At 60.7% G+C, this 24,575-nt stretch carries 28 protein-coding genes; 16 read left to right on the top strand and 12 right to left on the bottom strand.

Going from position 1 to position 24,575, the window contains the following annotated elements:
- Positions 1 to 158: 158 nt before the first annotated feature.
- On the bottom strand, positions 159 to 1,070 hold the full coding sequence (locus ACKAMS_RS06165; RefSeq protein ID WP_041815219.1) for a bifunctional 2-polyprenyl-6-hydroxyphenol methylase/3-demethylubiquinol 3-O-methyltransferase UbiG: 912 nt from the start codon (positions 1,068 to 1,070) through the stop codon (positions 159 to 161).
- Positions 1,071 to 1,158: 88 nt separating this feature from the next.
- Between ACKAMS_RS06165 and ACKAMS_RS06160 the strand changes: the two genes are divergently transcribed.
- The 4 genes from ACKAMS_RS06160 to ACKAMS_RS06145 all read left to right on the top strand — a co-directional run bounded on the left by ACKAMS_RS06160 (position 1,159) and on the right by ACKAMS_RS06145 (position 4,563).
- Positions 1,159 to 2,004, top strand: coding sequence for an LLM class F420-dependent oxidoreductase (locus ACKAMS_RS06160; RefSeq protein ID WP_290283528.1), 846 nt, complete (start codon positions 1,159 to 1,161; stop codon positions 2,002 to 2,004).
- Positions 2,005 to 2,109: 105 nt separating this feature from the next.
- Positions 2,110 to 2,682 carry a flavin reductase gene (locus ACKAMS_RS06155; protein ID WP_070795745.1) on the top strand — a complete coding sequence of 191 codons (573 nt, stop codon included), beginning with the start codon at positions 2,110 to 2,112 and terminating at the stop codon, positions 2,680 to 2,682.
- On the top strand, positions 2,675 to 3,301 hold the full coding sequence (locus ACKAMS_RS06150) for a superoxide dismutase (RefSeq protein ID WP_003940303.1): 627 nt from the start codon (positions 2,675 to 2,677) through the stop codon (positions 3,299 to 3,301). The genes ACKAMS_RS06155 and ACKAMS_RS06150 overlap by 8 nt, the downstream gene beginning before the upstream one ends.
- Before the next feature lie 170 nt (positions 3,302 to 3,471).
- Positions 3,472 to 4,563, top strand: a complete 1,092-nt coding sequence (locus ACKAMS_RS06145) for an alpha/beta fold hydrolase (protein ID WP_029256148.1) — start codon at positions 3,472 to 3,474, stop codon at positions 4,561 to 4,563.
- A 1-nt stretch (position 4,564) separates the two neighbouring features.
- On the opposite strand, the gene ACKAMS_RS06140 is transcribed toward ACKAMS_RS06145, so the two are convergent.
- Entirely contained in the window at positions 4,565 to 5,830 is a 1,266-nt protein-coding gene (locus ACKAMS_RS06140; RefSeq protein ID WP_408988757.1) for a vWA domain-containing protein, read from the bottom strand.
- Between the two features lie 175 nt (positions 5,831 to 6,005).
- On the opposite strand from ACKAMS_RS06140, the gene ACKAMS_RS06135 reads away from it, so the two are divergent.
- The gene (locus ACKAMS_RS06135) at positions 6,006 to 6,968 is read left to right on the top strand and encodes a GGDEF domain-containing protein (RefSeq protein WP_408988756.1); all 963 of its coding nucleotides are present in this window, start codon (positions 6,006 to 6,008) and stop codon (positions 6,966 to 6,968) included.
- A 91-nt stretch (positions 6,969 to 7,059) separates the two neighbouring features.
- On the opposite strand, the gene ACKAMS_RS06130 is transcribed toward ACKAMS_RS06135, so the two are convergent.
- Positions 7,060 to 8,370: a DUF222 domain-containing protein gene (locus tag ACKAMS_RS06130; protein WP_408988755.1), complete on the bottom strand. Its 1,311-nt coding sequence runs from the start codon at positions 8,368 to 8,370 to the stop codon at positions 7,060 to 7,062.
- 158 nt (positions 8,371 to 8,528) lie between these two features.
- Here ACKAMS_RS06130 and ACKAMS_RS06125 point away from each other — a divergent pair, with 158 nt between their 5' ends.
- The 5 genes from ACKAMS_RS06125 (at position 8,529) to ACKAMS_RS06105 (ending at position 11,606) form a co-directional block, all read left to right on the top strand.
- Positions 8,529 to 9,032, top strand: a complete 504-nt coding sequence (locus ACKAMS_RS06125) for a MarR family winged helix-turn-helix transcriptional regulator (RefSeq protein ID WP_042952835.1) — start codon at positions 8,529 to 8,531, stop codon at positions 9,030 to 9,032.
- An 11-nt stretch (positions 9,033 to 9,043) separates the two neighbouring features.
- Positions 9,044 to 10,102, top strand: coding sequence for an LLM class flavin-dependent oxidoreductase (locus ACKAMS_RS06120; protein ID WP_021332078.1), 1,059 nt, complete (start codon positions 9,044 to 9,046; stop codon positions 10,100 to 10,102).
- A gap of 8 nt (positions 10,103 to 10,110) precedes the next feature.
- Complete coding sequence (gene msuE, locus ACKAMS_RS06115; RefSeq protein ID WP_019745144.1) at positions 10,111 to 10,677, top strand: FMN reductase; 567 nt, start codon at positions 10,111 to 10,113, stop codon at positions 10,675 to 10,677.
- Positions 10,674 to 11,201: a hemerythrin domain-containing protein gene (locus ACKAMS_RS06110; RefSeq protein WP_408988754.1), complete on the top strand. Its 528-nt coding sequence runs from the start codon at positions 10,674 to 10,676 to the stop codon at positions 11,199 to 11,201. Before msuE ends, ACKAMS_RS06110 begins: the two co-directional genes overlap by 4 nt.
- A gap of 72 nt (positions 11,202 to 11,273) precedes the next feature.
- Positions 11,274 to 11,606, top strand: a complete 333-nt coding sequence (locus ACKAMS_RS06105) for a CD225/dispanin family protein (protein WP_003940071.1) — start codon at positions 11,274 to 11,276, stop codon at positions 11,604 to 11,606.
- 61 nt (positions 11,607 to 11,667) lie between these two features.
- On the opposite strand, the gene ACKAMS_RS06100 is transcribed toward ACKAMS_RS06105, so the two are convergent.
- A complete protein-coding gene (locus tag ACKAMS_RS06100; protein WP_408988753.1) occupies positions 11,668 to 12,822 on the bottom strand; it encodes an alpha/beta hydrolase in 1,155 nt (384 codons plus the stop codon).
- Positions 12,823 to 12,860: 38 nt separating this feature from the next.
- On the opposite strand from ACKAMS_RS06100, the gene ACKAMS_RS06095 reads away from it, so the two are divergent.
- The 3 genes from ACKAMS_RS06095 (at position 12,861) to ACKAMS_RS06085 (ending at position 15,909) form a co-directional block, all read left to right on the top strand.
- The gene (locus ACKAMS_RS06095; protein WP_279219582.1) at positions 12,861 to 13,319 is read left to right on the top strand and encodes a DUF5990 family protein; all 459 of its coding nucleotides are present in this window, start codon (positions 12,861 to 12,863) and stop codon (positions 13,317 to 13,319) included.
- Positions 13,320 to 13,394: 75 nt separating this feature from the next.
- Positions 13,395 to 14,876 carry a flavin-containing monooxygenase gene (locus ACKAMS_RS06090; protein ID WP_408988752.1) on the top strand — a complete coding sequence of 494 codons (1,482 nt, stop codon included), beginning with the start codon at positions 13,395 to 13,397 and terminating at the stop codon, positions 14,874 to 14,876.
- A gap of 319 nt (positions 14,877 to 15,195) precedes the next feature.
- Positions 15,196 to 15,909, top strand: a complete 714-nt coding sequence (locus ACKAMS_RS06085) for an NAD(P)H-binding protein (protein WP_238076571.1) — start codon at positions 15,196 to 15,198, stop codon at positions 15,907 to 15,909.
- On the opposite strand, the gene ACKAMS_RS06080 is transcribed toward ACKAMS_RS06085, so the two are convergent.
- Together ACKAMS_RS06080 and ACKAMS_RS06075 are read right to left on the bottom strand one after the other, a co-directional pair.
- Positions 15,887 to 16,657, bottom strand: a complete 771-nt coding sequence (locus ACKAMS_RS06080; protein ID WP_408988751.1) for an ABC transporter permease — start codon at positions 16,655 to 16,657, stop codon at positions 15,887 to 15,889. The genes ACKAMS_RS06085 and ACKAMS_RS06080 overlap by 23 nt on opposite strands.
- A 50-nt stretch (positions 16,658 to 16,707) precedes the next feature.
- Positions 16,708 to 17,145 carry a GtrA family protein gene (locus ACKAMS_RS06075; protein ID WP_020908979.1) on the bottom strand — a complete coding sequence of 146 codons (438 nt, stop codon included), beginning with the start codon at positions 17,143 to 17,145 and terminating at the stop codon, positions 16,708 to 16,710.
- A 141-nt stretch (positions 17,146 to 17,286) separates the two neighbouring features.
- On the opposite strand from ACKAMS_RS06075, the gene ACKAMS_RS06070 reads away from it, so the two are divergent.
- Positions 17,287 to 17,994 carry a TetR/AcrR family transcriptional regulator gene (locus ACKAMS_RS06070; protein ID WP_020970663.1) on the top strand — a complete coding sequence of 236 codons (708 nt, stop codon included), beginning with the start codon at positions 17,287 to 17,289 and terminating at the stop codon, positions 17,992 to 17,994.
- Positions 17,995 to 18,043: 49 nt separating this feature from the next.
- On the opposite strand, the gene ACKAMS_RS06065 is transcribed toward ACKAMS_RS06070, so the two are convergent.
- Positions 18,044 to 19,540 (bottom strand): MFS transporter, encoded by a 1,497-nt coding sequence (locus ACKAMS_RS06065; RefSeq protein ID WP_003940566.1) that lies wholly within the window; start codon positions 19,538 to 19,540, stop codon positions 18,044 to 18,046.
- A gap of 99 nt (positions 19,541 to 19,639) precedes the next feature.
- On the opposite strand from ACKAMS_RS06065, the gene ACKAMS_RS06060 reads away from it, so the two are divergent.
- Entirely contained in the window at positions 19,640 to 20,299 is a 660-nt protein-coding gene (locus ACKAMS_RS06060; protein WP_019745154.1) for a TetR/AcrR family transcriptional regulator, read from the top strand.
- 9 nt (positions 20,300 to 20,308) lie between these two features.
- Here ACKAMS_RS06060 and ACKAMS_RS06055 read toward each other — a convergent pair whose 3' ends face one another.
- Both ACKAMS_RS06055 and ACKAMS_RS06050 read right to left on the bottom strand, forming a co-directional pair.
- Positions 20,309 to 20,512 carry a PspC domain-containing protein gene (locus ACKAMS_RS06055; protein ID WP_019745155.1) on the bottom strand — a complete coding sequence of 68 codons (204 nt, stop codon included), beginning with the start codon at positions 20,510 to 20,512 and terminating at the stop codon, positions 20,309 to 20,311.
- 190 nt (positions 20,513 to 20,702) lie between these two features.
- Positions 20,703 to 21,551: an alpha/beta fold hydrolase gene (locus ACKAMS_RS06050; RefSeq protein WP_069145660.1), complete on the bottom strand. Its 849-nt coding sequence runs from the start codon at positions 21,549 to 21,551 to the stop codon at positions 20,703 to 20,705.
- Between the two features lie 239 nt (positions 21,552 to 21,790).
- Here ACKAMS_RS06050 and ACKAMS_RS06045 point away from each other — a divergent pair, with 239 nt between their 5' ends.
- A complete protein-coding gene (locus ACKAMS_RS06045) occupies positions 21,791 to 22,207 on the top strand; it encodes a PPOX class F420-dependent oxidoreductase (RefSeq protein ID WP_029256158.1) in 417 nt (138 codons plus the stop codon).
- Position 22,208: 1 nt separating this feature from the next.
- Here the strand turns inward: ACKAMS_RS06045 and ACKAMS_RS06040 are convergent, their stop codons facing one another.
- Genes ACKAMS_RS06040 through ACKAMS_RS06030 form a run of 3 tightly spaced genes read right to left on the bottom strand, consistent with a single transcriptional unit; the run spans position 22,209 to position 24,556 of the window.
- A complete protein-coding gene (locus ACKAMS_RS06040) occupies positions 22,209 to 22,562 on the bottom strand; it encodes a helix-turn-helix domain-containing protein (protein WP_019745158.1) in 354 nt (117 codons plus the stop codon).
- 9 nt (positions 22,563 to 22,571) lie between these two features.
- Positions 22,572 to 23,465 carry an acyl-CoA thioesterase II gene (locus ACKAMS_RS06035; protein WP_279218619.1) on the bottom strand — a complete coding sequence of 298 codons (894 nt, stop codon included), beginning with the start codon at positions 23,463 to 23,465 and terminating at the stop codon, positions 22,572 to 22,574.
- Positions 23,462 to 24,556, bottom strand: coding sequence for a CaiB/BaiF CoA-transferase family protein (locus ACKAMS_RS06030; RefSeq protein ID WP_029256161.1), 1,095 nt, complete (start codon positions 24,554 to 24,556; stop codon positions 23,462 to 23,464). The genes ACKAMS_RS06035 and ACKAMS_RS06030 overlap by 4 nt, the downstream gene beginning before the upstream one ends.
- Positions 24,557 to 24,575: the final 19 nt, after the last annotated feature.

Genomic DNA, 24,575 nt, shown 5'->3' with positions numbered 1-24,575 from the left:
CATTCTCACTCAGGAGAGTCGGAAGGAATCAACAGCAACAGCAGTTGGCACCAAGACGGCACAGGTCGACGGCGATGCGTCGTGTCAGTGGCGTCGTGGGCATGGGGGTAATTACTACCTGTGTCTGCAATTACCCGCAAATGCGGGGGAAATAGGCGTCAGTCGGCCAAGCGAACAGACAGCGAATACATCAGCGGTATCTCTGGTCGTCCGGCCGGGACTCCCCAACGCTTGCCGCCGAGTTCTGCCATCTCCTCGAATCCTTGCCAACCGTTGGCGTACGGGTACTCGTCGAAGGACTCGAGCGTCAATCCGGCACGCCGCAGGGCGCCGAGCACCTCGGCGATGGACCAGTTGAATTCACATGAAGGGAAGGGATTTTCGAAGTTCTCGACTCCGTCTCCCTGAGCGCCCGGCAAGACGAGATCGGCTGAATCTGCCACGTAGTCGCCGACGCCACCGGGTTCGGTCACGGGAGTCCCGCCTCCGTACGGGTATGTCAGCGACCACTTCTCGTCGAAACACATGGCAAACGGATGAAACTCCACCAGAACGAATCGACCGTTCGGCGCCAGAACACCGGCAATCCCCTCGGCCCACTCGTCGAGATCGGGTAACCAGATCACCGTTCCGTACGAAGAGAAGACTCGATCGAACTTCCTCCCGGTAGCGCCGGCATCTCGGAGCCACGCAGATACATCCGCTCGCTCGAAATCGGCGGCAATGCCGGATTCCGCAGACAATGTTCGGGCGAAGTCGATCGCAGAATCCGAGATGTCGACGCCGGTCACCGCGGCACCGAGAGCAGCCAAACTCAACGAATCCTGACCGGAATTGCACTGCAGATGAAGAATCGAGGAACCGTCGATCTCGCCGAGCAGCGCCACTTCTTCCGGAAACAAGGTCGACCCGCCGTTGCGAAAGAACTGTGCTTGGTCACCTTTGTGACTGTTGTGAGCGACGGTCGCTGCATTCCACGACAACCGATTCATCTCCGCTACATCCATCTCTACTGCATCCACCTCTCGGCCCACAACAACTCCGCCCGAGTTCACCACGCCTCCGGTCACGTCAGCAATCGATTTACTGGGCTGGAAACCTATCCGAACGAAGATGCAACAGGTTACAGTTTTTCGACGGACCATCGAAGGAGAACCAGTGCGCTACGGACTCAGCCTGTTCACCAGTGATCGCGGCATCCGCCCTGCCGATGCAGCAAAGGCTGCGGAGGCGAATGGATTCGACGCCTTCTACGTTCCGGAGCACACTCACATCCCCGTATCGAGGGATTCCGATCACCCCGGAACCCAGTCGGCAGAATTGCCCGACGACCGTTACATGCGCACACTCGACCCCTGGGTTGCCCTCGGCACCGCCGCGTCGGTCACGAGCACCATCCGATTGGGCACCTCGGTGGCCCTCCCCCTCGAGCACGATCCGATCACTCTCGCGAAAACCATCGCATCGCTGGACCATCTTTCCGGCGGACGCGTGGTTTTCGGCGTCGGATTCGGCTGGAATGCAGAGGAACTCGCCGACCACGGCGTACCGCCCAACAAACGCCGGACCGCACTCCGCGAGTATCTCGAAGCCATGGGTGAACTGTGGTCGAAGGAAGAAGCTTCGTACGACGGCCAATTCGTGAAGTACGGGCCAAGTTGGGCCTGGCCCAAGCCAGTTCAGAAGCCCCGTCCGCCCATCCTCTTGGGCGGTGGCGGTAACGAGAAGACTTTCAAGTGGATCGCAAAGTCTGCCGACGGGTGGATCACCACACCCATCGAGCAGGAGATCGACGGAAACGTGGAACTGCTCCGAAAGATCTGGGCCGAAGCAGGTAGAGTCGGCGAGCCTGAAATAACCGTCCTGGCAGGCAAACCCGATCCGGAGAAGCTCGCCCACTGGGTAGATATCGGTGTCACGGAGGCGATGTTCGGCACTCCGGACAAGAGCCCCGAAGAGGTGGTCGGATACATGGAACGTCTGGCAGCCAAGCTCGGACGGTGAGGTCCGCCACAGCACCTTGACCTCAACTGCACTCGAGGTTTTAACGTCGGTATTGCACAAGACAGTGCAACGACAGCAAAACCCGAGTCAGAAGAGGTGCTAAGTGTGACGACAAAACTGGTTGGCACCCAACCTGTTTCGGACGTCGCTGTTGATTCGGCGCCGTCCATCCGAAGCGCATTCGTCGAGGCATTCCGAAATCATCCCGCCGGCGTCTCGATCATCACCGCGACGGGCGATGACGGCCCGGCCGGCATCACGTCGTCTTCGGTGATCTCGATCAGCGCCGATCCGGCAGTTCTGGCGTTCTCACTGCAGTCGTTGCGTGGTTCTGCGAGCGTCATTGCTTCCGCAAGCAGTTTTGTTGTTCACCTGGCAAATTCGGCGAACGCGCGACTGGCGGCCACGTTCGCGACCCGCGGCGCTGTCCGCTTCGGAGACGACATGCGCTGGTCGTTTCTGTCGACGGGTGAACCATTCCTGCACGGCACGGGCCACGCCTTGCGGGCGGTTCCCTTGAATGCCACGACGTGTGGCTCCGCAGTGATTGTCACCGCGCGCGTCGTCGACGTCATCGATCCGCAGCACGTGTCAGCGCCGCTCGTCTATCACGATCGAACCTATCGAAATCTCTCGTCTCACAACATTTCCTCAAAGGAAGGCATGTCACATGACTGAATACGTTCTCCCCGAGCTGGACTACGACTACGCCGCACTCGAACCGCACATCTCCGGCGAGATCATGGAACTGCACCACAGCAAGCACCACGCCACGTACGTGGCGGGCGCCAACAGCGCAATCGAGCAGTTGGCTGCTGCACGCGAAGACGGCACGATCACCGCGAAGGCGCCGCTGCTCAGTAAGAACCTCGCCTTCCACCTCGGCGGCCACACCAATCACTCGATCTTCTGGAAGAACCTCTCCCCCAACGGCGGTGAGCGACCAGAAGGCGAGTTGGCAGCCGCGATCGACGAGCACTTCGGTACCTTCGACGCATTCGTCAACCACTTCTCCGCTGTAGCAACGACTTTGCAGGGGTCCGGCTGGGCGGTACTGGCCTACGACACGGTCGGGCAGCGCCTGGTCATCGAGCAACTCACCGACCAGCAAGGCAACATCAGCATCGGTATCGTTCCGTTGCTCATGCTCGACATGTGGGAGCACGCCTTCTACCTGCAGTACAAGAACGTCAAGGCCGACTACGTGAAGGCCTACTGGAACGTCATCAACTGGGAAGACGTTGCACAGCGATACGCGACGGCCACAGCCTCGACCGGCTTGATCGTCCCCGCCTGATCGTCCCCGCCCGATCACTGCCATATCACCCCGATCAGCCCAGCTCGGCACGGTGGCTCCGTTGCCGAGCTGGGTTTTTGCACCCCCGAGATCGATGTATGTGAAGGCAGGTAACATACACCGAGCGCGGCTGACTCGGCCGTCCGCCGATTCGACTCCGAGGGGAACCAGTGCTCGATATCAGTGGTTTGATCGCGACGTGGCGTCCGACGCTGGACACCGCAGCGCGCAATGCATGGGGACTCTCGTTCGGCGACGGTGTCGAAAAGGCCGAACGCACGCCGTCGGTACTGATCAGCGAAGGTCTACACCGCGATCTATATCGCTTCGGCGCATTGTGGACGCCCAGAGGCAATCCGGTTCTCCTCGTACCTCCCCTCGCGGTTTCAGCCGACTGCTACGACCTTCGTGCAGGCCAGAGCCTCGCCGCACACCTACTGGATGGCGCAAACACGCCCTACCTCCTCGACTACGGGACCATGCGGTACTCCGACCGCGGAATGGGTTTCGAGGCCTGGGTCGACGACATCATCCCGGAAGCGATCCGTACGATCTCGGACCTACATGACGGCGCACCTGTTTCGCTGATCGGGTGGAGCCTCGGCGGGACCATGTCTCTGCTCACGGGCTCCGCTCACTCCGACCTTCCGATCGCATCGATCACGGCAATCGGCACGCCAATCGATTACACGAAGATTCCCGCTATCAGCCCGTTGAGGCTGATCGGCAAATACACGGGCGACACCCCGCTCACCTCCGCGACCAATCTGGTCGGCGGACTACCTGCTCCACTCGTTCAGGCGAGTTACAAGGTGACGGCGTTGCAGCGTGAAGTCCTCAAGCCATGGTTCATCGTCCGCAATCTTCACAACACCGAGACCCTGGCTCGCATGGAATCGATAGACAAGTTCATGGCAGCCATGCCTGGATACCCGGGCAAGGCATTTCAGCAGATCTGCGAACAACTCATGCTCGGCAACAATCTCTACAACGACGCCGTCACGCTTGCCGGACGCGAGATCAAACTGTCAGCTCTGAGCGTTCCCGTTCTCGCGATCGGCGGCACCACTGACGTGATTGCACCCATCGCTTCGGTGGAAGCAATCACGTCGGTCCTCACCGGCGCGCCGTCGGTCCGGTTCGAGAAGGCGCCGGGAAGTCACCTCGGGCTCGTTGCCGGCCCCACCGCGAGAGACTCCACCTGGGCGCACATCGACGAATTCTTGAAAGAGAATGCACCGCAGTTGGTTTCGACCAGCTAAATCACGGCGTCGTGATGCCCGCGGCTACAGCTGCCTTGTGCCAATCCGGGAATTCACTCAGCAAACGGGTGTACAACTGGGCGTCGTCGACGGTGTCGATGTCGTCCAGCGCGAAGAATCCGGCATTGTCGACCACCCTGCCGTCGAGGTCGTCGAGCTTCTCCAGCACTCCGTAGTTGGCCTTGCCGATTCCGACGAACTGCCAAAAGGCCGGGAGCCCAGACGCTTCGCGCATCAATTTCGTGATTTCCTTGCGCTCGCTGAAGCCTCCGTCGGTGAAGAACAGGACGAGCGTCGGCGCCGAACCACGTGTCAGGCCGGAGAGAATCTCAGTCATGATCGGCACTTCACGATTTGCGGCGCCGATCTTGTCATAGTTGAATCCGCCGTGCGAGCCGCGCAAGTGCAGGTAGGTATCCGACCACTCTTCCGCGTCATGGACAGAGATCTCGGGAAGCTTGACGAAGCTGACTGCATACAAGTACGGCTCCAGCTTGCCGTCGTCATCGAGCTGGATCGCAACGGGAACCATGCGTTCGACAACACGATGCACCACTCTGGTGCGGTACTGCTTGGCCATACTTCCGGTTTTGTCGATCACCAGGACCACTCGCGCCCAAATTCCGTTGCCACCCTTGGTCAGCAGGACCTTGGCCACTTCGCGCTTTCGGAGGTCCAGCTTTTCCCGCTTCACCATCGAGAGTTTGGCTTCGTCGGGCACGGTCCGAATGCCATCTGCCGATTCAGCCGAGTCGGGTCGGCTCTGCGGTTCCTCGTCGACCGAGACTCCGAATGCAGTGACCAGATCTGCCAATCCGCTGTCCCAACCCGCCGAAACGTTCCGAACCTTCCAGTCCGTGCCGCGGCGATAGATCTCGACGAGGACCGCTGCCCTCTCACTCGTCAAACCCAAAGCCTGAGCCACGATAGCGGTGGAACCAGCCTGCTCCACCACGACACCAAGGCCCCCGACAGCAGAAAGGGTTCCGTTTGCCGCCGCATCAAGCGCCACGGCAACACTCAGCTGGTGGATGTCGGCGGGCAACCTCGCAATGTCGATTTCGATGACGCCGCCGGACTCCAAGCGCACCGCACCTTCGGGCGACACCGGCTGATTGAAGAAGACAAAATCTGCGTCGTTCCGCACCTTGTTCCGTTCGTCGAGCTGGAACACCATCAGGTCCACCGTGCCCGGGGCGCTACCGTTCACCGCCACCTTCAGCGAAGTTCCGTCAACGACTGTGTTCGCTCCACGCGCCAGCTCCATACCGGAAGATTAGCGGGCCACCAAAGAATCAACGGCCCCGCGGTCGGAAGAATCACAGCACACTTTCAGCAATCGACAGGATTCTCGAGGCAGACTGTTCGTGGAAGATTTGTCGCACGCGGGACCAAGAGCCTGAACATCGACAGAATCTTAGGGTCGATCAGGAGGTCACCAAATGCCGCACGGCCAGGCGCGCACCATCCCGATGCTGCCACTCCTGCCACCACTGACGAATTTCGACGATGCAAGTCGCTCGGTCGTGTCCTACCTCGACGAATATCTTCCGCTGGCACTGTGGTCGATCACGCGGTTCGACGGGTCGAATCAAATCTTTCTCACCGTCTCACCCAACCCACTTCACATCGAAGTCGGCGAGACCCGTACTTGGCAAAACACCATGTGCAGCGAGGTAGTCCTCGGAAATGCGCCGCCAGTCTCATCGAATCGCGCACTCGTACCTGCACTTTCCCGAGATGACAGGTGGGAAGGCATAGGCGCATACGTCAGCATCCCAATCCTTCACAACGACGGCAGTCTCTTCGGCACTCTGTGTGGCGCCGACCCGATTACGGGCGACTCCGTACTCGAGGACAACCTGGCCCTCCTCACTCTCCTGTGCCGACTCCTCGGAACCATTCTCGATGTCGACTATCAGCGCGCGCAGTCAGTGCGACTGGCCGAAACTGCGCAACTCGATGCCGAGACCGACCCGCTGACAGGTCTTCTCAATCGGCGCGGGTGGAACCGCATCCTCGAGGCCGAGCAAACTCGGTACCGCCAATTCGCCGATCCGGGATCTATCATCATCGTCGATCTGGACGGCATGAAGACCATCAACGACGAACTCGGTCACGCCGCGGGTGACGAATATGTTCAACGGGCCGGCAAGATCTTGGCAGCATGCGCGCACCCTGGTGCGGTGGTTTCACGGTTGGGCGGAGACGAGTTCGGAATCGCTTTGCTCGATACACAGCCGCGCGCCGTCGACTACCTGGTCGAGTGTTTGGAGAAGGCGTTCCGGAATGCCGACGTCTGTTGTTCGATCGGCCGAGCCGACTTTTCCATGTTCCAAAGCCTTTCCGAGACTTGGGATACGGCCGATGCCGAGATGTACCGCCACAAGCGCTCGAAGCACTGATTCGACTCCCCCACGGCCTGTTGGCACCGCATCGGAGGATCCCTTCGATGCGGTGCTGGCCCGTGTTCTGTTGTGCCCGAGGAGTACTACCTCAGGTTTTGAAGGTGGTGTTCGCCGGCCGCGGGTGCTGCTGCGGGTCGATCGAGGTCGGCGGGATGAACCAGGGTTTGTTGTCGACCCCGATGCGGATTTCCCATTTCCCGACGAACCCGGCTTTGCGGTGCATCAACCGGTGATGTGAACGGCACAGCAGGACAAGGTTGTTCATCACAGTCGGGCCGCCGTTGGCCCAGTGCCGGATGTGGTGTGCATCGGTCCACGCGGGCACACATGTGCAGCCCGGGAAGGCGCAACCCTTGTCTCTCGCGATCAGCGCCACTCGCTGCTCCGCGGTGACCAACCGTTTCCCGGGTTTCGCATCGAGCGGCGCCCCGTGACCGTCGAGCAGTACGGTGGACAGGAAACAATCGCACCCAAGGAGTCTGGTCTGCGATACCGACAGCGGCCCGAGCCACGGCATGTGACCGACATCAAGATCGGCCGGCTCCAGTGAGCCGTCATCACCCGAATCCGAAGACTGTGCGGCACAACCCCGATGCTCAGCCAAATCACGAGCATTGATGTGCACGTTCACATGCGGCCGCTGACCACCATCCGTACCGGTCTTCGCGCAATCCAAATACCGGCGGATCAGTTCGGTGAACCCGTCCGCGGTCCGCTTCGCTGCGGACCGAGAATCCGGGGTTCCATCGGGTGCCGGGGTGGGCATCGTCAGATTCGACAACGCCGACAACAACATTTCGCCGGTGAGAGCGTCGAAATCACCGCGCACCACCACCCGACCATTCAACGTCGACGCGATCCGCAACTCATTCCGATCCACATCCTCGGCGGGCGGAATCTCATCCGATTCGAAAATGCGCTCCAAGGTCGCGATGACGTTTCGCACTTTCGTGGTCGTGGCCTCCACTCCGGAAGCGGCAGCCAACAACAAATCGATGCACTTCGGTAGCGCTTCGTCAGGCATGCCCTTTGGTGGTGACTCGCAGAACGCCACGATCAACACCGCGTGCTCGAACGAGCAGTCCCCGTCATCGAATCGAGCAGCCACCGCCGGAAAAGGCCGAAGCGCAGCACCCAGGGCGGCGATCTTCTTCCCGTCCCGAACCTGCAGCATCGTATTCGCCGCCAACCAGCAACCCACCCCGCGGCTCGCAATCACCTGATCATCAGGACGCATCGAGAGTTCGTCCACCACCGCCACACGAACAGCCTCGAGACGAAGAATCTCCGCACTCGCCTCGATGGCAGCAGCACGCAACTCCGCAGCAGACAACCGCCACAGGCGTCCGCGCAACCCCACCGCAGAACCAGACACCACATCCGACAACAGAACACTCATTGAATCCCCCGATCCCCACCCCAAACAATACTCGAACACGTGTTCGAGTCAATACCTTGCTACCAGCACAAATGAGAGCGGGGAATAGTTCGATCGATCCAGGCGTATTATTTGAGTAAGCAATACTTGCGAGCGCAAATAAATGGAGGCTGTCACCGATGACTACCGATGAACGTCGACGCGGTTCCGTCTGGCGTGACCTAGTGGTCAGCCACAGCGTCATCCTCGGCAAGATGGAGGCGGACCTTCGAACCACCACCGGGCTCACCCTTGGCCAGTACGACGTTCTGCTCCGACTGCACGAAGCGCCGGGAAACACGATCCGAATGGGCGATCTGGCCGAACTGGTCCTGGTCACCACCAGTGGCGTGACGCGCGTCGTCGATCGATTGGTCGAGGCAGGACTGGCAGAGCGCGTTCGACCGGACAACGATCGACGCGTCGTGACGGTGTCGATGACGCCTGCGGGCAAGAAGACGCTTCGAAAAGCGTCCGCCATACACACGCGAGGGATCGCCGAATACTTCTCTGATCTCATTGAAACCGAGGAGCTTCCGGCACTCGAACGCTTCTTCTCCCGACTTGCCGCACATCACACGAATCAAGGCGGCGCATGCGATGCGCACGTAGAACAACTTTCCATCACCCCCACGAACAGATAGCGAGAAACAACATGGCTTTCGAATTGGGCGTCTACCATTTCGGTGAACTCACCCCAGATCCCACCACCGGCGCGATGATGAATCCCGGTGTCCACCTTCGCCATTTGGTGGAGCAGGCAACCGTTGCCGATCAGGTTGGACTCGATGTCTTCGGCGTCGGCGAGCACCATCGCACCGACTTCGCAGTCTCAGCCCCTGCAGTTGTGCTCGCGGCAATGGCTCAGGCTACCGACAACATCAAGCTGTCCAGCGCCGTAACTGTACTCAGTTCCGACGATCCCGTCCGTGTGTTCCAACAGTTCGCGACAGTTGACCTGCTTTCCGAAGGCCGTGCCGAGATCATTGCCGGCCGAGGTTCGTACACGGAGTCATTTCCGCTTTTCGGGTACGACCTGTCCCAGTACAACGAGCTCTTCGCCGAAAAGCTCGATCTACTACTGAAACTGCGCGACGAGAACCCGATCAACTGGGAAGGACAACTTCGCGCACCACTGATCGACGGTGACGTGACGCCCCGCCCGGACCGTCAGATTCCGGTGTGGATCGCAGTCGGAGGTACTCCGGCCTCTGTCGTCCGTGCCGCGAAACTGGGCCTGCCCCTCTCGCTTGCCATCATCGGCGGAAGCTACCAACAGTTCGAACCGTTCGTCGATCTATACCGCAGGGCTGCAGCGGAGTTCGGACACGATCCGAAGAAGCTGGCGGTCTCGATTGCTTCGCCAGGATTTGTCGATACCTCGAAGCAAACAGCACTCGACACGTCGTACCCGTACTTCCAGGCCGGGTGGATGCAGAATCATCATCAGCGGGGAAACGGAGTTCCCATGCCGCGCAGGGCATACGAAGCGCAGGCAACCACCGCGGGTGCGTTCTTCCTCGGCGGCCCGCAGGAAATCATCGACAAGACGATGGCGCAGTACGAACTGTTCCATCATGACCGCATCATGATCCAGATGGGGTTCGGCAACGTGCCACAGAAGGACATGCTGCGTGCGATCGAGATCCTCGGCACCGAAGTAGCCCCCGTTGTGCGTAAGGAAATCGAATCACTGAAATCGTCCCAAAAATAGGAGTTTCGATGAGCACACCGCTCAAAATTGTTGCCGTTGTCGGCAACCTCCAAAAACCCTCCAAGACTCGTGCCCTCGTCGACCTGATCGTCGAAACCTTGGGAGACTTCGAGCAGATCGACACACGAGTTTTCGAGATCGTGGATCTGATTCCAGGTCTTGCATCTGCTCTGGATCGCGATCACGTCGACTCAGTGACCGCCGAAGCGCTGGCAGCAGTCGAGTCCGCCGATATCGTCATCGCGGCGTCACCGGTGTTCCGCGGCTCGTACACGGGAATGTTCAAGCATTTCTTCGATCTCGTGGACCAGTACGCGCTTGCCAACACTCCGGTGATTCTTGCTGCGACAGGTGGCAGCGACCGCCATGCTCTCGTGTTGGACCATGCCCTGCGGCCACTGTTCGCTTTCTTCCAAGCGCTGACCGCTCCGGTCGGGATCTATCTCAGCTCAGGTGATTTCGACGGAACGACTATCCTCAACCCCGAGGTATTCGAACGTATCGAGATGGCAGCGAAGGACGTCCTGCCGGTAGCGAGGATGCTCGCGGAGCGGGATCGAGTTGCGCTGACGTGAACGCCCCTCATTCACACAACACGGCAACAGTTGCCGGTCTGAGGATGATCGAACAGCTACGTCAGGTTCACGAACCTCTGCGAGCCGATATCGAGGTACTCGAGAATGCCCTGCAACTGTTGTCGGACGAAACCACCGATCTGACTCGGATACCCGAAATGATCGACAATCTGACGATCGCGGATTTCGTCTGGCAACTACGGGTCAACTGCGACTTCTACTGCAAAACGCTGACTCTGCACCACACCATCGAAGATCAACGTATGTTCCCGGTAATGACCAGGAACTTTCCCGAGTTGGCCCCTGCGGTCGAACGACTGCAGGCAGAACACAAGCTTGTCGGGGAGATCGTGTCGGAAGCCAAGCGTGCGTCACTCGCGCTGAGCACCGAATCCTCCACGGTCAATCGGGCACAAACCGCAATCTCCGAATTGGCGGATCATATGCAGTCGCACCTCGATTTCGAGGAGGCCACACTCTTTCCGTACTTCCGACGGATGGATCGCGACTGGCATTACGGCTGATCGTGCACACTCAGTGATTCTTCAGCTCCATCGCAGTAGCGTCGAAAGGGCCACCTCATGTCAGGAGCCCCCATGACCAACCCGGATCAACCCACCGTCCAGCAATCCGTTCCTCAGCACCCGATTCGACCGCCCGTCAATGCGGGTTGGGCAGTGGTCTCGCTGCTGTTCTTCTGGCCGCTCTCCTTCTCCGCTTTCACGCACGCCTTCAACGTGTATCCGCTGTGGGCCGACGGCGATGTGGCCGGGTCGCGGTACGCGTCCGATCGAGTGAAACGACTCGGTCAGATCTCGCTGTGGATCGCAGGCGGGCTACTACTCCTGGTCTGCATCCTGTACGCGATTGCGGCAATCGTGTGGTTCGCCAACGGTGGCCACGATTACGGGCCGCGACGTATGCGCTGAACAACCACCCTGAAACAACAACACCGCAACAACAACACCGCAACAACAACACCGCCGAACATCACCTCATCAATCGATCGATGAACTCCATGGTCTGGTCCATCGAAGCGACCGTCGTTTGGCCGTGGCTGATTCCGCTGAGTTCTTGATACTCGAACTGCGTTCCTCGCGAACGCATGTCGACCAGTTGCGCCCAGGTAAGGGCGACAGGAACCGTTGTGTCCGACGCACTCTGCACCACACGCAGTGACCGGTCGTAGCCGTCGACCGGCACCTGCATCATCTCGCGAAACAGATCGTGGAAGCGTGGCGTCCACACCGACCGAGAAAACAACGAGCTCAACTGGATTCGTTCGGCGCGAATGTGGCGGCCGAGATCTCCGGCGCACAGTGTCCGAGCCTTTTCCATCCACTCGATCCCCTGCGGCGAGAGAACCTCCCGAATGTTCTCTTCGGGTCGTTGATCGTCGATCCCGGCCAGAACGTACAGCGCGTATCCCACCAACCCGGTGATGCCGATGTCGGGAAACAGCGGTCCGCCCAACGGAAACAAACCTTCCATATGGGTGGGGCCGGCAACAACGACCGAGCCGCGGAAATCCAATTCCGGTGCACGAGTGGTGGCCTCGTGTCCCGCGAAGTACGCCGCATGACCGCCTTCGGACAAACCCGCAACCATCCACCGCGGACTCAGCACACTGCCGTACAACTCGTGCGCAGCCCGCACGATGTCGACCGCATTCGCGCCGGCGGCATGTCCGTCGAGATAGGCCAGCACCCGGTCGGTACCAAGTCCCGAGTAGTCGGTAGCGACTACCGCGTATCCCTCTTCCAACCAGCGTTCGATCGGTTCGATCTCGCCCGGACCGAATCCGGTCGACGAGGGTGCACACTGATCCGCACTGCCCAAAGTTCCGTGGGCATAGGAGATGACGGGCCAACCGCCCGCCGGTGGGGCACCTTCCGGCAGAAACACGGACCCTGACGACTCCCCCCATCTGTCAGCGGTACGCAGAGTTCGATACACGACCCGCTGCGTCTCACCGGCGCCGACCGGAAACACTGCGGCCGAGAGTTCGCCATAGGACTCCAGCGCGCCCGCGACTTCCGGTTCGTCCGCCGTCGCCGCGGCAGCACCTGACCCCCACCCGAGACTCGACAACAGAATGCTCGCCACCACGGCCGCAACAAAGGTTCTACCCGAACGACTCACCACGCCAACCCCTCCCGACCTGTGCAGAGCATGATGTCGATATGCAGATCATCATCACCGGTCACAGCCTGCCCGGACGTGAGTGTTCCGAAACCGCAACCTTCGAAGGGCGCAGCAACATCCACGTCGGCGTTCAGCGCCGAGGCAAGCCACACGAAATCCTCGACCTCGTACCAGGAGATACCGAGACAGTGCGATGGGAACTGACAGCGAGTCTGGAGCGAAAGTCCGGTGCCTGGGACATTCTCGGTTCACACATCCAGGGTCCACCTCGCGGACGCTTCATCTACCTGTCCTGGGTGACGGTATCCGATGACCAGACGTTCGAGATGTTTCGGCGCGCAAAGCTGATGCTCGACGCGATCCCCGAGCACATCGTCGAGCAGGCCGACGCTTCCGGCGTGCTCCACGCAGACCTCGGGCTCACCGACGCCGCAGGTAAACCACTGTGCGCGGCAATCCGACCACCAACGATCACATGGTCCTCCTCGCCTTACTGAGCATCGTTCAGTAGTGTGGTGATCGAGCACTAACTCTGCCGGTGGCCCCACATAGTCGATACGGAGTCCGAACTGATGAGCACCGAACACCTCGATGTCCTGATCGTCGGCGCCGGCTTGTCCGGCATCGGTGCTGCTTATCGACTCCAGACCGAGCTCCCAGGAAAGTCGTACGCAATCCTCGAGGCCCGAGCGAACAGCGGCGGAACCTGGGACCTCTTCAAGTATCCCGGTATCCGATCGGATTCCGACATGTTCACGCTCGGCTACCCGTTTCGCCCGTGGACAGATGCCAAAGCAATCGCCGACGGTGATTCGATCCTGCGGTACGTGCGCGACACCGCGCGAGAGAACGGGATCGACAAGAAGATTCGGTACAACCGGAAGGTGACGGCCGCATCATGGTCGTCAGCGAACTCGACCTGGACAGTCACGGTCACGACCGGCGACGAAGACGAAACATTGACCTGTAACTTCCTCTATCTCTGCAGCGGGTACTACAGCTACGACGGCGGATACACCCCCGACTTCCCCGGACGTGAATCGTTTGCCGGTGAGGTAGTGCACCCCCAGTTCTGGCCCGAAGAACTCGATTACTCCGACAAGAAGGTCGTTGTGATCGGAAGCGGCGCCACCGCAGTCACTTTGGTCCCCACGATGTCGCGGAACGCAAGCCACGTCACGATGCTCCAGCGATCACCGACGTACATTCTGGCGCTGCCGTCCAGCGACAAATTATCGGACACCATTCGCGCGGTACTGCCGAATCAACTCGCGCACAGCATCGCTCGATGGAAGAGCGTCGTAGTGAACCTGAGTTTCTACCAACTGTGCCGACGCAGTCCGGCGCGCGCAAAGAGGATGCTGAACCTCGCGATCAGTCGTCAACTCCCGAAAGACATCCCCCTCGATCCTCACTTCACACCCTCCTACGATCCCTGGGACCAGCGCTTGTGCGTCGTACCCGACGGCGATTTGTTCAAAGCCCTCCGATCCGGCAAGGCCTCGATCGAGACCGATCACATCGACACCTTCACCGAGACCGGGATCCTTCTCGCGTCAGGTCGCGAACTCGAAGCTGACATCATCGTCACTGCAACAGGATTGAAGATGGAGGCGTGCGGCGGGATGTCCATCGAAGTGGACGGCGAACCCGTCACCCTCGGTGATCGTTACGTCTACAAGGGCATGATGATCAGCGACGTACCGAACTTCGCGATGTGCGTCGGCTACACCAACGCCTCGTGGACTCTGCGAGCAGATCTCACGTCGATGTACGTGTGCCGACTGCTGACGGAGATGGACAAGCGCGACTATTCGGAGTGCGTGCCGCACGCGACCGAAGAAATGGACCAGCGGCCGATCCTGGATCTGGCGTCGGGGTACGTCATGCGTGCCGTGGAACAGTTCCCGAAGCAGGGATCGAAGTCACCGTGGAACATGCGTCAGAACTACATCCTTGACCGTCTTCACTCCACGTTCGGGAGCATCAACGACCACATGACGTTCTCGAAGGCACCAGCTCGACATTCGACGCCGGTACCGAGCAAGAGTTGAGCGGACCACGAACAACCAGGTAGAGCAGTCTGGCGAAGCCACCAATCGATCCGACGACGAAGAACACGCCAGAACCTGCGACCACGGCACAGAGCGCACCGAGAACGATGATCGTCGACGCCTCTACCATTCGACCGGCTGACTCCGATCCCAGAACGTGTATTTCATCAACTCCTTCGTTCATAAAACTATTTTCAGCCAACCGTCCAGCCGGTTTGTAGGGACTTTAGTCACGAGTCGGGTCAAAATGGACTCATAATTGCAGGTCAAGCGTTCAGTTGGCCACTCCGGTCGGATGAACTGCAGACCGTTCCGTAGTGTGCGCATCACAGAAAGTGGAACCAACGCCGGGGGGAACATCATGAAGGTCGTCGTTTTCGGGGCAACAGGAATGGTCGGCAACAGCGTCCTGAGGGAATGCCTCGACGATCCGCGAATCGACGAAGTCGTGACCGTCGGCCGCAATCCGTCCGGTACAACCGCCCCGAAGATCGTCGACATCGTTCACCGCGACATGCTCGACTTCTCGGCGATCGAAGCCGATCTGACCGGCGCGGATGCCTGCTTCTTCTGCCTCGGTGTCTCCTCTGCCGGCATGAACGAAGCCGACTACACCCGCATCACGCGTGACATCACGCTTGCCGCCGCCACGACACTGTCGGGTGTGAACCCTCAGATGGTGTTCGTCTACGTGTCCGGCGAAAGCGCCGACTCCACCGAAACCAGCAAGACCATGTGGAAGCGAGTACGTGGCGCGACCGAGAATGCGCTACTCGCACTCCCTCTCACGACCTACATCCTCCGGCCGGGATTCATCCGTCCGCGCCCGGGATCGCCCTCGAAGACCTGGTGGTACAAGGCCTTCTATCAAATCTCCGTGCCTCTCTACCCACTCTTGCGCAAGGTTTGGCCCAGCAGCGTGACCACCAGTGAAAACATCGGCAGGGCAATGATCACCCTCGCGGCAAACACACCCGAGCTTCCCGACCGCGTCCTTCGCAGCGACAAGATCAACGAACTCGCGCAGGCCTGACAGTCTTACCTCGAAAGACGAAGCCGCGGGCGACGAGTTCCAACGCCACGGCGACCGAGCAGGTTTGCGCCAACAGCAGCCCTGCCAGCACAAGAATTTGCACGGCACCGGCTTGAACGGCCGACCCCGTCGCGAGCAAAACGCCGACAAAAGCGCCGGGCAATGTCACGAGGCCGACGGTGCGCGTCTGGTCGACTCCCGATAGCAGGGCGTCGGAGGCAGCGGTGCGGGCTACTTCCCACCGTGCATCGCGCTGGGAAAATCCAAGGCTCAGTGCGGCTTCCACTTCCCCGTACCGGTCGTCGACGGCATCGAGTCCGCGTTTGGCTGCCATCGATGTTGCAGTCATCGCGCCGCCCAGAACAATTCCGCCGATCGGGACAAGAGCGACGCCTTCCAGCGGAACCACTCCGGACAGCAGCATCAGTGGCAGAACCACACCGATTCCCGACGCCAAGGCGATGGTCAGCCACGCTCCGGACGTTCCTGCGCCGCAGCGTCGTGCCGCAGTGAACGACGCCGCAGCGAACATGCCGACGAGCACGAGGAGCGCTGACCAGATGTGAGCCAAGGCTGCGGCGAGTATCAACGAAATCGCAGCCAACTGAAGAGCGCCACGAGCGAGTGCGCCGGGGACTACCCGAACGCTACCGAGAGAGGTGAATCGGTAGACGAGCGTGGCGACAAGAGCCATGACGATGCAGAGCACAGCCAGACGGATGCCGGAGTCGGCTATCGAAAGGCTCATAGGTCACAGTGTTCCCTACGAGCCGAGTCCGATTCGAATTCGAGAACCGCTCAGAAAACCCAACCGCGAAGAGCGACGAATCGCAGGCCACCGACAATTCCGCTCACTGCGATCACAAGCCCGGCTTGAAGAAGTCCGTCGGCTCCGGGGAGAAGGAAGCCGAGCGCACTGATGGCGGCCGAACTGGCGATCAACCCGACCAGAGCGAGTCCACCGCCTTCCCACTGCGCGGTGAACCAGTTGACGCGATCCGCGGCATGGAAGGTGAGCCGGCGATGCAGTTCGTTGGCCAGAATGGTGCTCAAGACTGCACCAACTGCGTTGGCGACCAGCGCTCCGTCACCGCGCAGCGCCAGAAAAGCGGCAAAGTACAAGATGTTGCTGGCTCCGCCGACGAGGGCAAAACGAACGAGCTGAGCAAAGGCGCCGTCGCCGGCAAGAGCGCGAAGCCTCGTTGCCGCGAAACCTGCACTCCGCGTACCCACCATCGAGATCGGATTGCTCCCGACCCAGATGTCAGACGTGCTCATATCGGCTTCTCTCATACGGACAATCGGAACCACACGTTCCGCTTAGTAATATAGCACTAACGGAATCGATCATTCCGCTTAGTGCCGTAGACTGTGAGGATGCCGACAACACACCCCGACGCTTCTCATGCGGGGACCTCGGCCGACTGCTCACAGCCGCGCCTTCGGTCCGACGCCAAGGCCAACCTCGAGCGCATCCTCAACTCCGCTCGCGAGGTGTTCGCTGCCCAAGGACTCGACGCCACGCTGGCGGACGTCGCCAAGCACGCCGGCGTCGGCGTCGGCACCGTCTATCGCCGGTTCGCCAGCAAGGACGAGCTGATCCAGGCCCTGTTCGACACACGGTGCTCCGAGATCGAAACGATTGCCGCCACCGCCCGGGAGATGCCAGACGCCTGGGAAGGTCTTGTCTACTTTCTCGACGTGATCTCCCTGCGCATGGCAGACAACCGCGGATTCGGCGATCTCCTGATGGACGGGCGCTTCGCGTCCGACACTTTCGCTCGCGCGCGCGCCGGGATCGCTCAGCACACCGCGGCACTTGTCAATCGTGCCAAGGAACAGGGCACCCTGCGGAGCGACTTCGAAGTCAACGACATTCCGCTTCTCATGCAGGTCGTCAAGATGGCCCAGAAGTTCGGCGGCGACGAGGCCCCTCAGGCTTACCGCCGCGCACTCGGGTTCATGATCGACGGACTCTGCGCGTCCCGCACCGGCCATCGCGAGTTGCCCGTCCCGGCGCTTTCCTCCGAACAACTCGATCACGTCCTTCATCGGTTTCAGGCATCGCCCGATAAGAACTGCTGACTCGATTTCGGGGTCGACGCCGCAATGGCGTCGACCCCGAAATTTGCTGTCAGTGAGCGATTACCGGTTCACCTTCCGGCGAATCCGGAAGCAGTCCACTCCGAAGAACCAGTCCGGTCAAGACCGCACCGACCGCGAATATGCCTGCGGCCCAATAGAACGTGGTGGTGTAACTCTCGACGGCAGCCTGTGCCTGGGTCAGCGGATTCATCTCGCGGCCCACCAGGTAGTTGGTGGAAGCCGAGGCTGCAATCGTGCTGAGCAGTGCAGTTCCGATCGAGCCGCCCACCTGCTGCATCGTGTTGACCGTGGCAGATGCGACGCCAGCATCTTCGTGGTGCACGCCTGAAGTTGCTCCCTGCATCGACGGGGCGAAAATGCTGCCCATGCCGAGTCCGGTGACAACGAGCCCCGGCAGAATGTGGACTGCATAGGTGCTGTCCACGGAAATCTGGGCCAGCAGCGTCATTCCGATCGCCGCGATGACCATTCCGCTCACGATCAGCACTCGCGGACCGACGCGCGGTAGCAAAACCGCTGTCGAAAGCGTTGCCGCTGTCACGATTCCGAACACCATCGGCATGAATGCGAGGCCGGTCATGATCGGGCTGTACCCGAGGATCAGCTGCATGTAGTACGTCAGGAACAGGAAGACTGCGAACATGCCTGCGCCGGAAAGGAAGATCGCCAGGTACGAGCCAGCCCGGATTCGGTCGAGGACCACCCGCAGCGGAAGGAGCGGGTGCTCGGACTTGGTCTGCCAGTAGATGAACGCCGCCATGAACACGACGCCGGCAACGAGCCACGAGATGGTGGGAGTTGCACTCCACCCGTCCGATTCGGCCTTCGAGAATCCGAAGACGATGCTGAACAAGCTGATCGACACCAGGATCGTTCCCGGGATGTCGAGCTTGGGTCGCGAGTCACTGGTGTGCGGCGCGAGCAACAGGACTGCTCCGACCAGGGCGATCGCCGCGAAGAAGAGATTCACGAAGAGGCACCAACGCCAGTCGACCCACTCGGTGAGCGCTCCGCCGAGCAGCAGTCCGATGGCGCCACCGCCGCCGGCAACGGCACCGAAGATACCGAAAGCCTTGGCACGCTCACCGGGATCCGTGAATGTCACGGACAGCAGCGACAGGGCTGCCGGGGCAAGGAGCGCACCGAATACGCCCTGGCCGGCACGAGCGGCAACAAGCATTTCGAAGTTGACGGCTGCGCCACCGATGGCGGAAGCCACGGCGAAGCCGATCAGGCCGACGATGAAAGTTCGCCTGCGCCCGAACAAGTCGCTCAATCGACCGCCGAGTAGCAGCAAGCTGCCGAACGCCAATGCGTATGCCGTGATGATCCACTGGCGGTCCGAATCACCGAACTCCAGTGAGCGCTGCGCAGCAGGCAGCGCGATGTTGACGATGGTGGCATCCAAGACCACCATCAGCTGCGCAATTCCCAGAACCGCGAGAACCAGCCACCGCTTTGCGTGGTTGTCCCCTGAAGGCGCTGAGGACTGCTCGAATTCAGTCCGTTCAGCAATGTCTGACATAGTCCCTCGCCCAACCTATGCGGAGATGGCTTCTCCGGTTAGCAAAAACGCTACACGAAAACGGAGAGGCTGTCTCCACTTGGCGGGTAGAGTGGGGACATGAGTACCGCAATGGAGCGCCCCCTTCGCGCCGATGCTGCACGTAATCGGCAGTTGATCATCGACGCCGCACGTGAATTGTTCGCCGAAGAAGGGATCGACGTCACACTCGACGACGTCGCCCGGCGCGCGGGTGTCGGCGTCGGAACGGTCTATCGGCGGTTCGCCAGCAAAGAAGAATTGATCGACGGAGTCTTCCAACAGAACTTCGCCGACATGGCGGCGGCCGCGGACGCGTCACTCGCCAATCCGGATCCGTGGGACGGCCTGGTCACCTTTGCCGAATTCGCCTGCAGCCGTATGTCGGTCAACCGCGGGCTCAAAGACGTCCTGAATGGAACCGACGAGGGATGCGAGCAAGTCGCATGCCAACGATCCATCATCGAACCGTCGGTCGAGAGGATCTTCTACCGGGCCCAGGAGGCCGGGATGCTGCGCCCCGACGCCGTACCGACGGACCTGTTCGGCCTCATCTTCATGGTGGGCGCAGTCACCGAATTTGCTCAGCCCGTCAACCCGACCGTGTGGCGTCGATACCTCTCGGTGATGCTCGACGGTCTACGCACGGAGGGGTTGCACCGTGACGCACTCCCCCTTCCTCCACTGAGTTCGGAGGAATTGCACGAGGCCAAGCAATGCCTGAAAGACCGCCGCCGTTGAGCGGTTCGGTCAGATCTGCTCACGAGGAATGAAAATCCACATCACGATGTAGATCAGAAACTGCGGGCCGGGCAGCAGGCACGAGAGCACGAACAGCAAGCGGACAGTCGACGACTTCCAACCGAAGTATCGAGCGATTCCGGCGCACACCCCACCGAACATTGCTCCCGAGCGGGCGCGGGTGAGCTTGCGGGTCTTCATCGGGGAGGTCATGTGTTGTTTCCTTTCAACGGAACTCGCGGTTCATCCGCGTCGACCTCCACTATCCGCCGCCGATCCACCTGTGCGCATCAGGCCATGGACCCATCTTTTCCGACGCGGTGTGTCCTCAGGTACGAGTCCGTCCCCGCGTCGGACTCAGGGTTCTCCCCCACACCCCAGCCTCGAACCCCAGCCTCGTACCTCAGCAGGGAAACATGCGTCGAAGCCGTTTCGGAGCCGCAAAAGGTTGCCAGTTGTCGACGTCCTGCGCCAGACGATCGGCAACGGTCCACAACGCCGACGGGTTGTGGGTCAACCCCATGTGACTGCCTTGCACCGCAATGCTTTCCGACAGGCCTGCCGAGGTTTCACAGCACGCTTGCCATGGAACGATACCGTCGTGCCTGGAGTAGACCGACGTGGCAGGAACGGAAATAGGCGATCCCTGTTCGGATTCGATGCCGTCGACCGGAGGCAGTATCGCGTGATTACCGGACAAGCGAGCGTAGAGAGATCCGACTCTCGTCTGCTCCAGACTGGTGAGACCGAAAGGACTTCCGAGTGTCACTACCTGACGTACCGAATCCGGCAGATCCCTCGCCAGCTTTCGGGCGTAGATACCGCCCAAACTCCAGCCGATCACCGACACCTTCTGCTCGTATCGATCTGCTACCTCGGCCAATGCGGCAGGCAATCCGTCGACCACCGTCGCCGTCGGACCGGTGTTCAGACCCAGATTCCAACCGTGAACCCGGTATCCGAGAAAGCTCAGGTACGTCCTCAAGGCGAGAGTCGACACGTCCGAAGTCAGCAATCCGGGGAGAACGAGGACCGGATGCCCGTCCCCACGCGGCGATCGAAGCAACCAAGGAGCCGCGAGAAGCAGTGAAGCGATGTCGACCAGTCCGCGCGTCGGCTCGCTCAGACACATCGCCAAGGATGGTGGCCCCGGAACGAGTGGGTCGACTTCACGAATCCGCGTCGATCGCTGCGCCCAATCGAATTCGGTCTCCGCGAAATCGATCGCCGAGACTTCCGCAACTACGGACACCTGAACTCCTGTCGGCCGGTGCCCTTGCCGGGGCGCGTGGTGGGGCGGTTCCGCGAGCTGTGTGCTCAACCCGCGGAACCTTGTCCTCATCCACCACCGGTAGCGAACCAGGACCCGTTCTGCCCACAGATTCGTGACCAAAGGCCTCTCGACCACACGAACACTGTGTGATCCAGAACACTAGTTTTGATTACGTTGCATCTACGTTGCGTACGTGTTTCGTCCCCGAAGGAGAACGGATGGCATTCACGGAAGAAGAAATCGCATACATGCAGTCGCAGCCACTGGCGCGCGTTGCGACGCTCTCACCACACGGGCAACCAGACGTCGTTCCATTGGCCTTCGAATACGACGGGGCCCACTTCTGGATCGGCGGGGGCGGCCAGAGTGTCCTGAAAACCAGGAAGTTCCGCAATATCGGGTCAGGACAACTCGAAGTAGCCCTCGTCATCGACGACATGCCGTCATTCGAGCCGTTTGTCGCGCGCGGGATCAGGATCTACGGAATCGCTGAACAGCCGATCGAAAGGGTAGGAATGGTCGGTCCCGGAATCTATTCACGCATCACGCCGACAGTCTCGTGGAGTTGGAACTTGGCGGGAGAACCGGCAGGTGACACCTGGTACGAATCTCACAAGACTGTTCACACGCAATAGGTCAGTTCGGGCAACTCTCGGGTGGCAGGTTTTCGGCGGCCCACGTTGTCAGTTCACTGAGAGCGGGGAGCAGCGCCTGCCCCGACGCCGTGAGTTCGTACTCCACAGCGATGGGCGGGCCGGCGTCGACGGTCCGCGTGACCAGGCCCGCACCAGCCAGTTCGGTCAATCGGTCCGAGAGCACGGAGTCGCTGATCTTGCCGACTGCACGCTTGAGTTCCGCAAATCCCGCCGGACCACCGAGGAGCGTCGCCAGGATCACACCGTTCCAGCGTTTGCCGAGAAAGCTGAAAGCGCGAGCCAACGCCGCGTCACAGACGCGTGGTTGGTGCTCGGCTTCACTCTTCCCAGGCATTGCTTCATCCTAGGCCCGAGGCCACGGTGGCCCGTCAACTCGCCGCAAGAGGGACTCCTGGGCGACGGTTGCAGCCAAGACGCCGTCGCGTGTCCAGAAGTGGCCCGTCGAGAATCCCCGACCATCAGTGGCGGAGTTGCTTTCCTGAGCGAAGAGCATCCACTCGTCGGCCCGGAAGGGTCGGTGAAACCAGATCGCGTGATCGAGTGACGCCATCAGCACTCGCGAAGGTCCGACCATCAACGACCGGTGGGGCTGGACGTCGAGTGAGGCCGTCGATGCCAAAGACAAGTCCGAAGCGTAGGTGAGGACCCCGGCATGGAACAACGGTTCGTCAGGAAAAGCGTGATTCGGTTTGAACCACACCGACTGTGCGACCGACCCCCGCTCGCGCTCACCCTCGTCGGCAACGAATCTCATGTCCATCGCACGATGTGTCTTGTTGTCGCGGAACTCGTCGGCGCGCGCACTCGCCCAGCGCTCGTATGGATCGGGAAGGTCCTCCGGAGCAGGTACGACGGGCATCTCCCCCTGTCGATCGGTGCTGTCCTCCGGAAGTTTGAAGGACACGGACAGTGTGAAGATCGGCGTGCCCAGTTGCAGGGCAGTGACCTGACGGGACCAGTACGTACGTCCGTCACGAAGACGACCGACTTCGTAGGTGATGGGCTGCCGCGGATCGCCTGAGCTGAGGAAGTATCCGTGAAGGGAATGCACCACCGCAGTCGCAGGCGCTGTCCGGCCGGCAGCGGTCAAACCCTGCGCCGCCAGATGCCCACCGAAGATACGCCCGGGAGAACCTGCGTGACAGTAACCCTGAAATCTGTCGGAGCCGCGATCCTCCAGGCTCAGCAACGTGCGCAGATCGAAGGACTCGAGTTCTCGAGATTCGGTGAGCGTCACGTCCACAACGTCCCTGCGTCAACGGCTTCAGCGGCAGGGGCCGACGGCAGACCCGGATCGGAGCGGGAAAATCGCGGCGCCGGACGATGCTGAGTGACCCCGTCCAGTTCCACGAGCGAACCACGCTGGGCAACATGGGGATTGGATGAGGCTTCCGCAAACGTCAGAACCGGTGTCGTGCATGCATCGGTGCCGTCGAAGATCGCCGCCCACTCGTCGCGTGTCTTGGACGCGAACACATCGGCAAACACCTTCTTCGTGTGCGGCCATGCACTCTTGTCGTTCTGGCTCGGCAACGTCGCGGGATCAAGTCCCAAACCGGCCAGAAGTAGTGCATAGAACTGCGGTTCGACGGCACCGACGGCCATGTATCTGCCGTCGGATGTCTCGTAGGTGTCGTAGTACGGGGCGCCGGTGTCGAGCATGTTCACACCGCGTTCGTCAGACCAGCGTCCGAGACCGCGGAAACTCCACATCATGTGCGACAGCGCCAGCGTCCCGTCGACCATTGCGGCATCGACAACCTGACCCTGCCCGGACTTCTGTCGCTCGAAGAGCGCGGCAAGTATTCCGAACAACAGAAACATCGAGCCACCACCGAAGTCCCCCACCATGTTCAGCGGCGGAACCGGACGCTCACCGGCACGACCGATCGCGTGCAGGACACCGGTCAGCGAGATGTAGTTGATGTCGTGCCCGGCAGCCTGCGAAAGCGGCCCCTCCTGACCCCATCCTGTCATCCGGCCGTACACCAGGGCTGGATTCCGTTCCAGCGCAACCTCCGGTCCGAGGCCGAGCCGCTCGGTGACCCCAGGACGGAAACCCTCGATGAGCACGTCCGCACGCTCGATCAATCCGAGAACAATGTCGACGCCGGCAGGGTCCTTGAGGTCCACCTCGCAGATACGACGCCCACGCTGGGTCTGATCCCGTGGCTGACCGGGACCGGGGATCCGACCGGCGCGTTGAACACGGACGACGTCAGCGCCGAGATCAGCGAGCAACGTCGCTGCGTGGGGACCTGGACCGATTCCGGCAAGCTCTACGACGCGAAGTCCGGCGAGCGGTCCGCGGCCTGTGGTGGGAGCCATGATTGTCCCTCTGTTCTCT

Source organism: Rhodococcus sp. 5A-K4, assembly GCF_046097995.1.
In the GTDB taxonomy this organism is placed as follows: Bacteria; Actinomycetota; Actinomycetes; order Mycobacteriales; family Mycobacteriaceae; genus Rhodococcus_F; species Rhodococcus_F erythropolis.
This window is presented reverse-complemented; position numbering and strand designations above follow the sequence as displayed.

Excerpts from the sequence above, each read along its gene's own strand:
- ACKAMS_RS06150 (WP_003940303.1), top strand. The coding sequence starts at position 2,675 with ATGACTGAATACGTTCTCCCCGAGCTGGACTACGACTACGCCGCACTC.
- ACKAMS_RS06140 (WP_408988757.1), bottom strand. The coding sequence starts at position 5,830 with ATGGAGCTGGCGCGTGGAGCGAACACAGTCGTTGACGGAACTTCGCTG.
- ACKAMS_RS06135 (WP_408988756.1), top strand. The coding sequence starts at position 6,006 with ATGCCGCACGGCCAGGCGCGCACCATCCCGATGCTGCCACTCCTGCCA.
- ACKAMS_RS06130 (WP_408988755.1), bottom strand. The coding sequence starts at position 8,370 with ATGAGTGTTCTGTTGTCGGATGTGGTGTCTGGTTCTGCGGTGGGGTTG.
- ACKAMS_RS06125 (WP_042952835.1), top strand. The coding sequence starts at position 8,529 with ATGACTACCGATGAACGTCGACGCGGTTCCGTCTGGCGTGACCTAGTG.
- ACKAMS_RS06120 (WP_021332078.1), top strand. The coding sequence starts at position 9,044 with ATGGCTTTCGAATTGGGCGTCTACCATTTCGGTGAACTCACCCCAGAT.
- msuE (WP_019745144.1), top strand. The coding sequence starts at position 10,111 with ATGAGCACACCGCTCAAAATTGTTGCCGTTGTCGGCAACCTCCAAAAA.
- ACKAMS_RS06105 (WP_003940071.1), top strand. The coding sequence starts at position 11,274 with ATGACCAACCCGGATCAACCCACCGTCCAGCAATCCGTTCCTCAGCAC.
- ACKAMS_RS06095 (WP_279219582.1), top strand. The coding sequence starts at position 12,861 with ATGCAGATCATCATCACCGGTCACAGCCTGCCCGGACGTGAGTGTTCC.
- ACKAMS_RS06090 (WP_408988752.1), top strand. The coding sequence starts at position 13,395 with ATGAGCACCGAACACCTCGATGTCCTGATCGTCGGCGCCGGCTTGTCC.
- ACKAMS_RS06080 (WP_408988751.1), bottom strand. The coding sequence starts at position 16,657 with ATGAGCCTTTCGATAGCCGACTCCGGCATCCGTCTGGCTGTGCTCTGC.
- ACKAMS_RS06075 (WP_020908979.1), bottom strand. The coding sequence starts at position 17,145 with ATGGTGGGTACGCGGAGTGCAGGTTTCGCGGCAACGAGGCTTCGCGCT.
- ACKAMS_RS06070 (WP_020970663.1), top strand. The coding sequence starts at position 17,287 with ATGCCGACAACACACCCCGACGCTTCTCATGCGGGGACCTCGGCCGAC.
- ACKAMS_RS06065 (WP_003940566.1), bottom strand. The coding sequence starts at position 19,540 with ATGTCAGACATTGCTGAACGGACTGAATTCGAGCAGTCCTCAGCGCCT.
- ACKAMS_RS06060 (WP_019745154.1), top strand. The coding sequence starts at position 19,640 with ATGAGTACCGCAATGGAGCGCCCCCTTCGCGCCGATGCTGCACGTAAT.
- ACKAMS_RS06055 (WP_019745155.1), bottom strand. The coding sequence starts at position 20,512 with ATGACCTCCCCGATGAAGACCCGCAAGCTCACCCGCGCCCGCTCGGGA.
- ACKAMS_RS06045 (WP_029256158.1), top strand. The coding sequence starts at position 21,791 with ATGGCATTCACGGAAGAAGAAATCGCATACATGCAGTCGCAGCCACTG.
- ACKAMS_RS06040 (WP_019745158.1), bottom strand. The coding sequence starts at position 22,562 with ATGCCTGGGAAGAGTGAAGCCGAGCACCAACCACGCGTCTGTGACGCG.
- ACKAMS_RS06030 (WP_029256161.1), bottom strand. The coding sequence starts at position 24,556 with ATGGCTCCCACCACAGGCCGCGGACCGCTCGCCGGACTTCGCGTCGTA.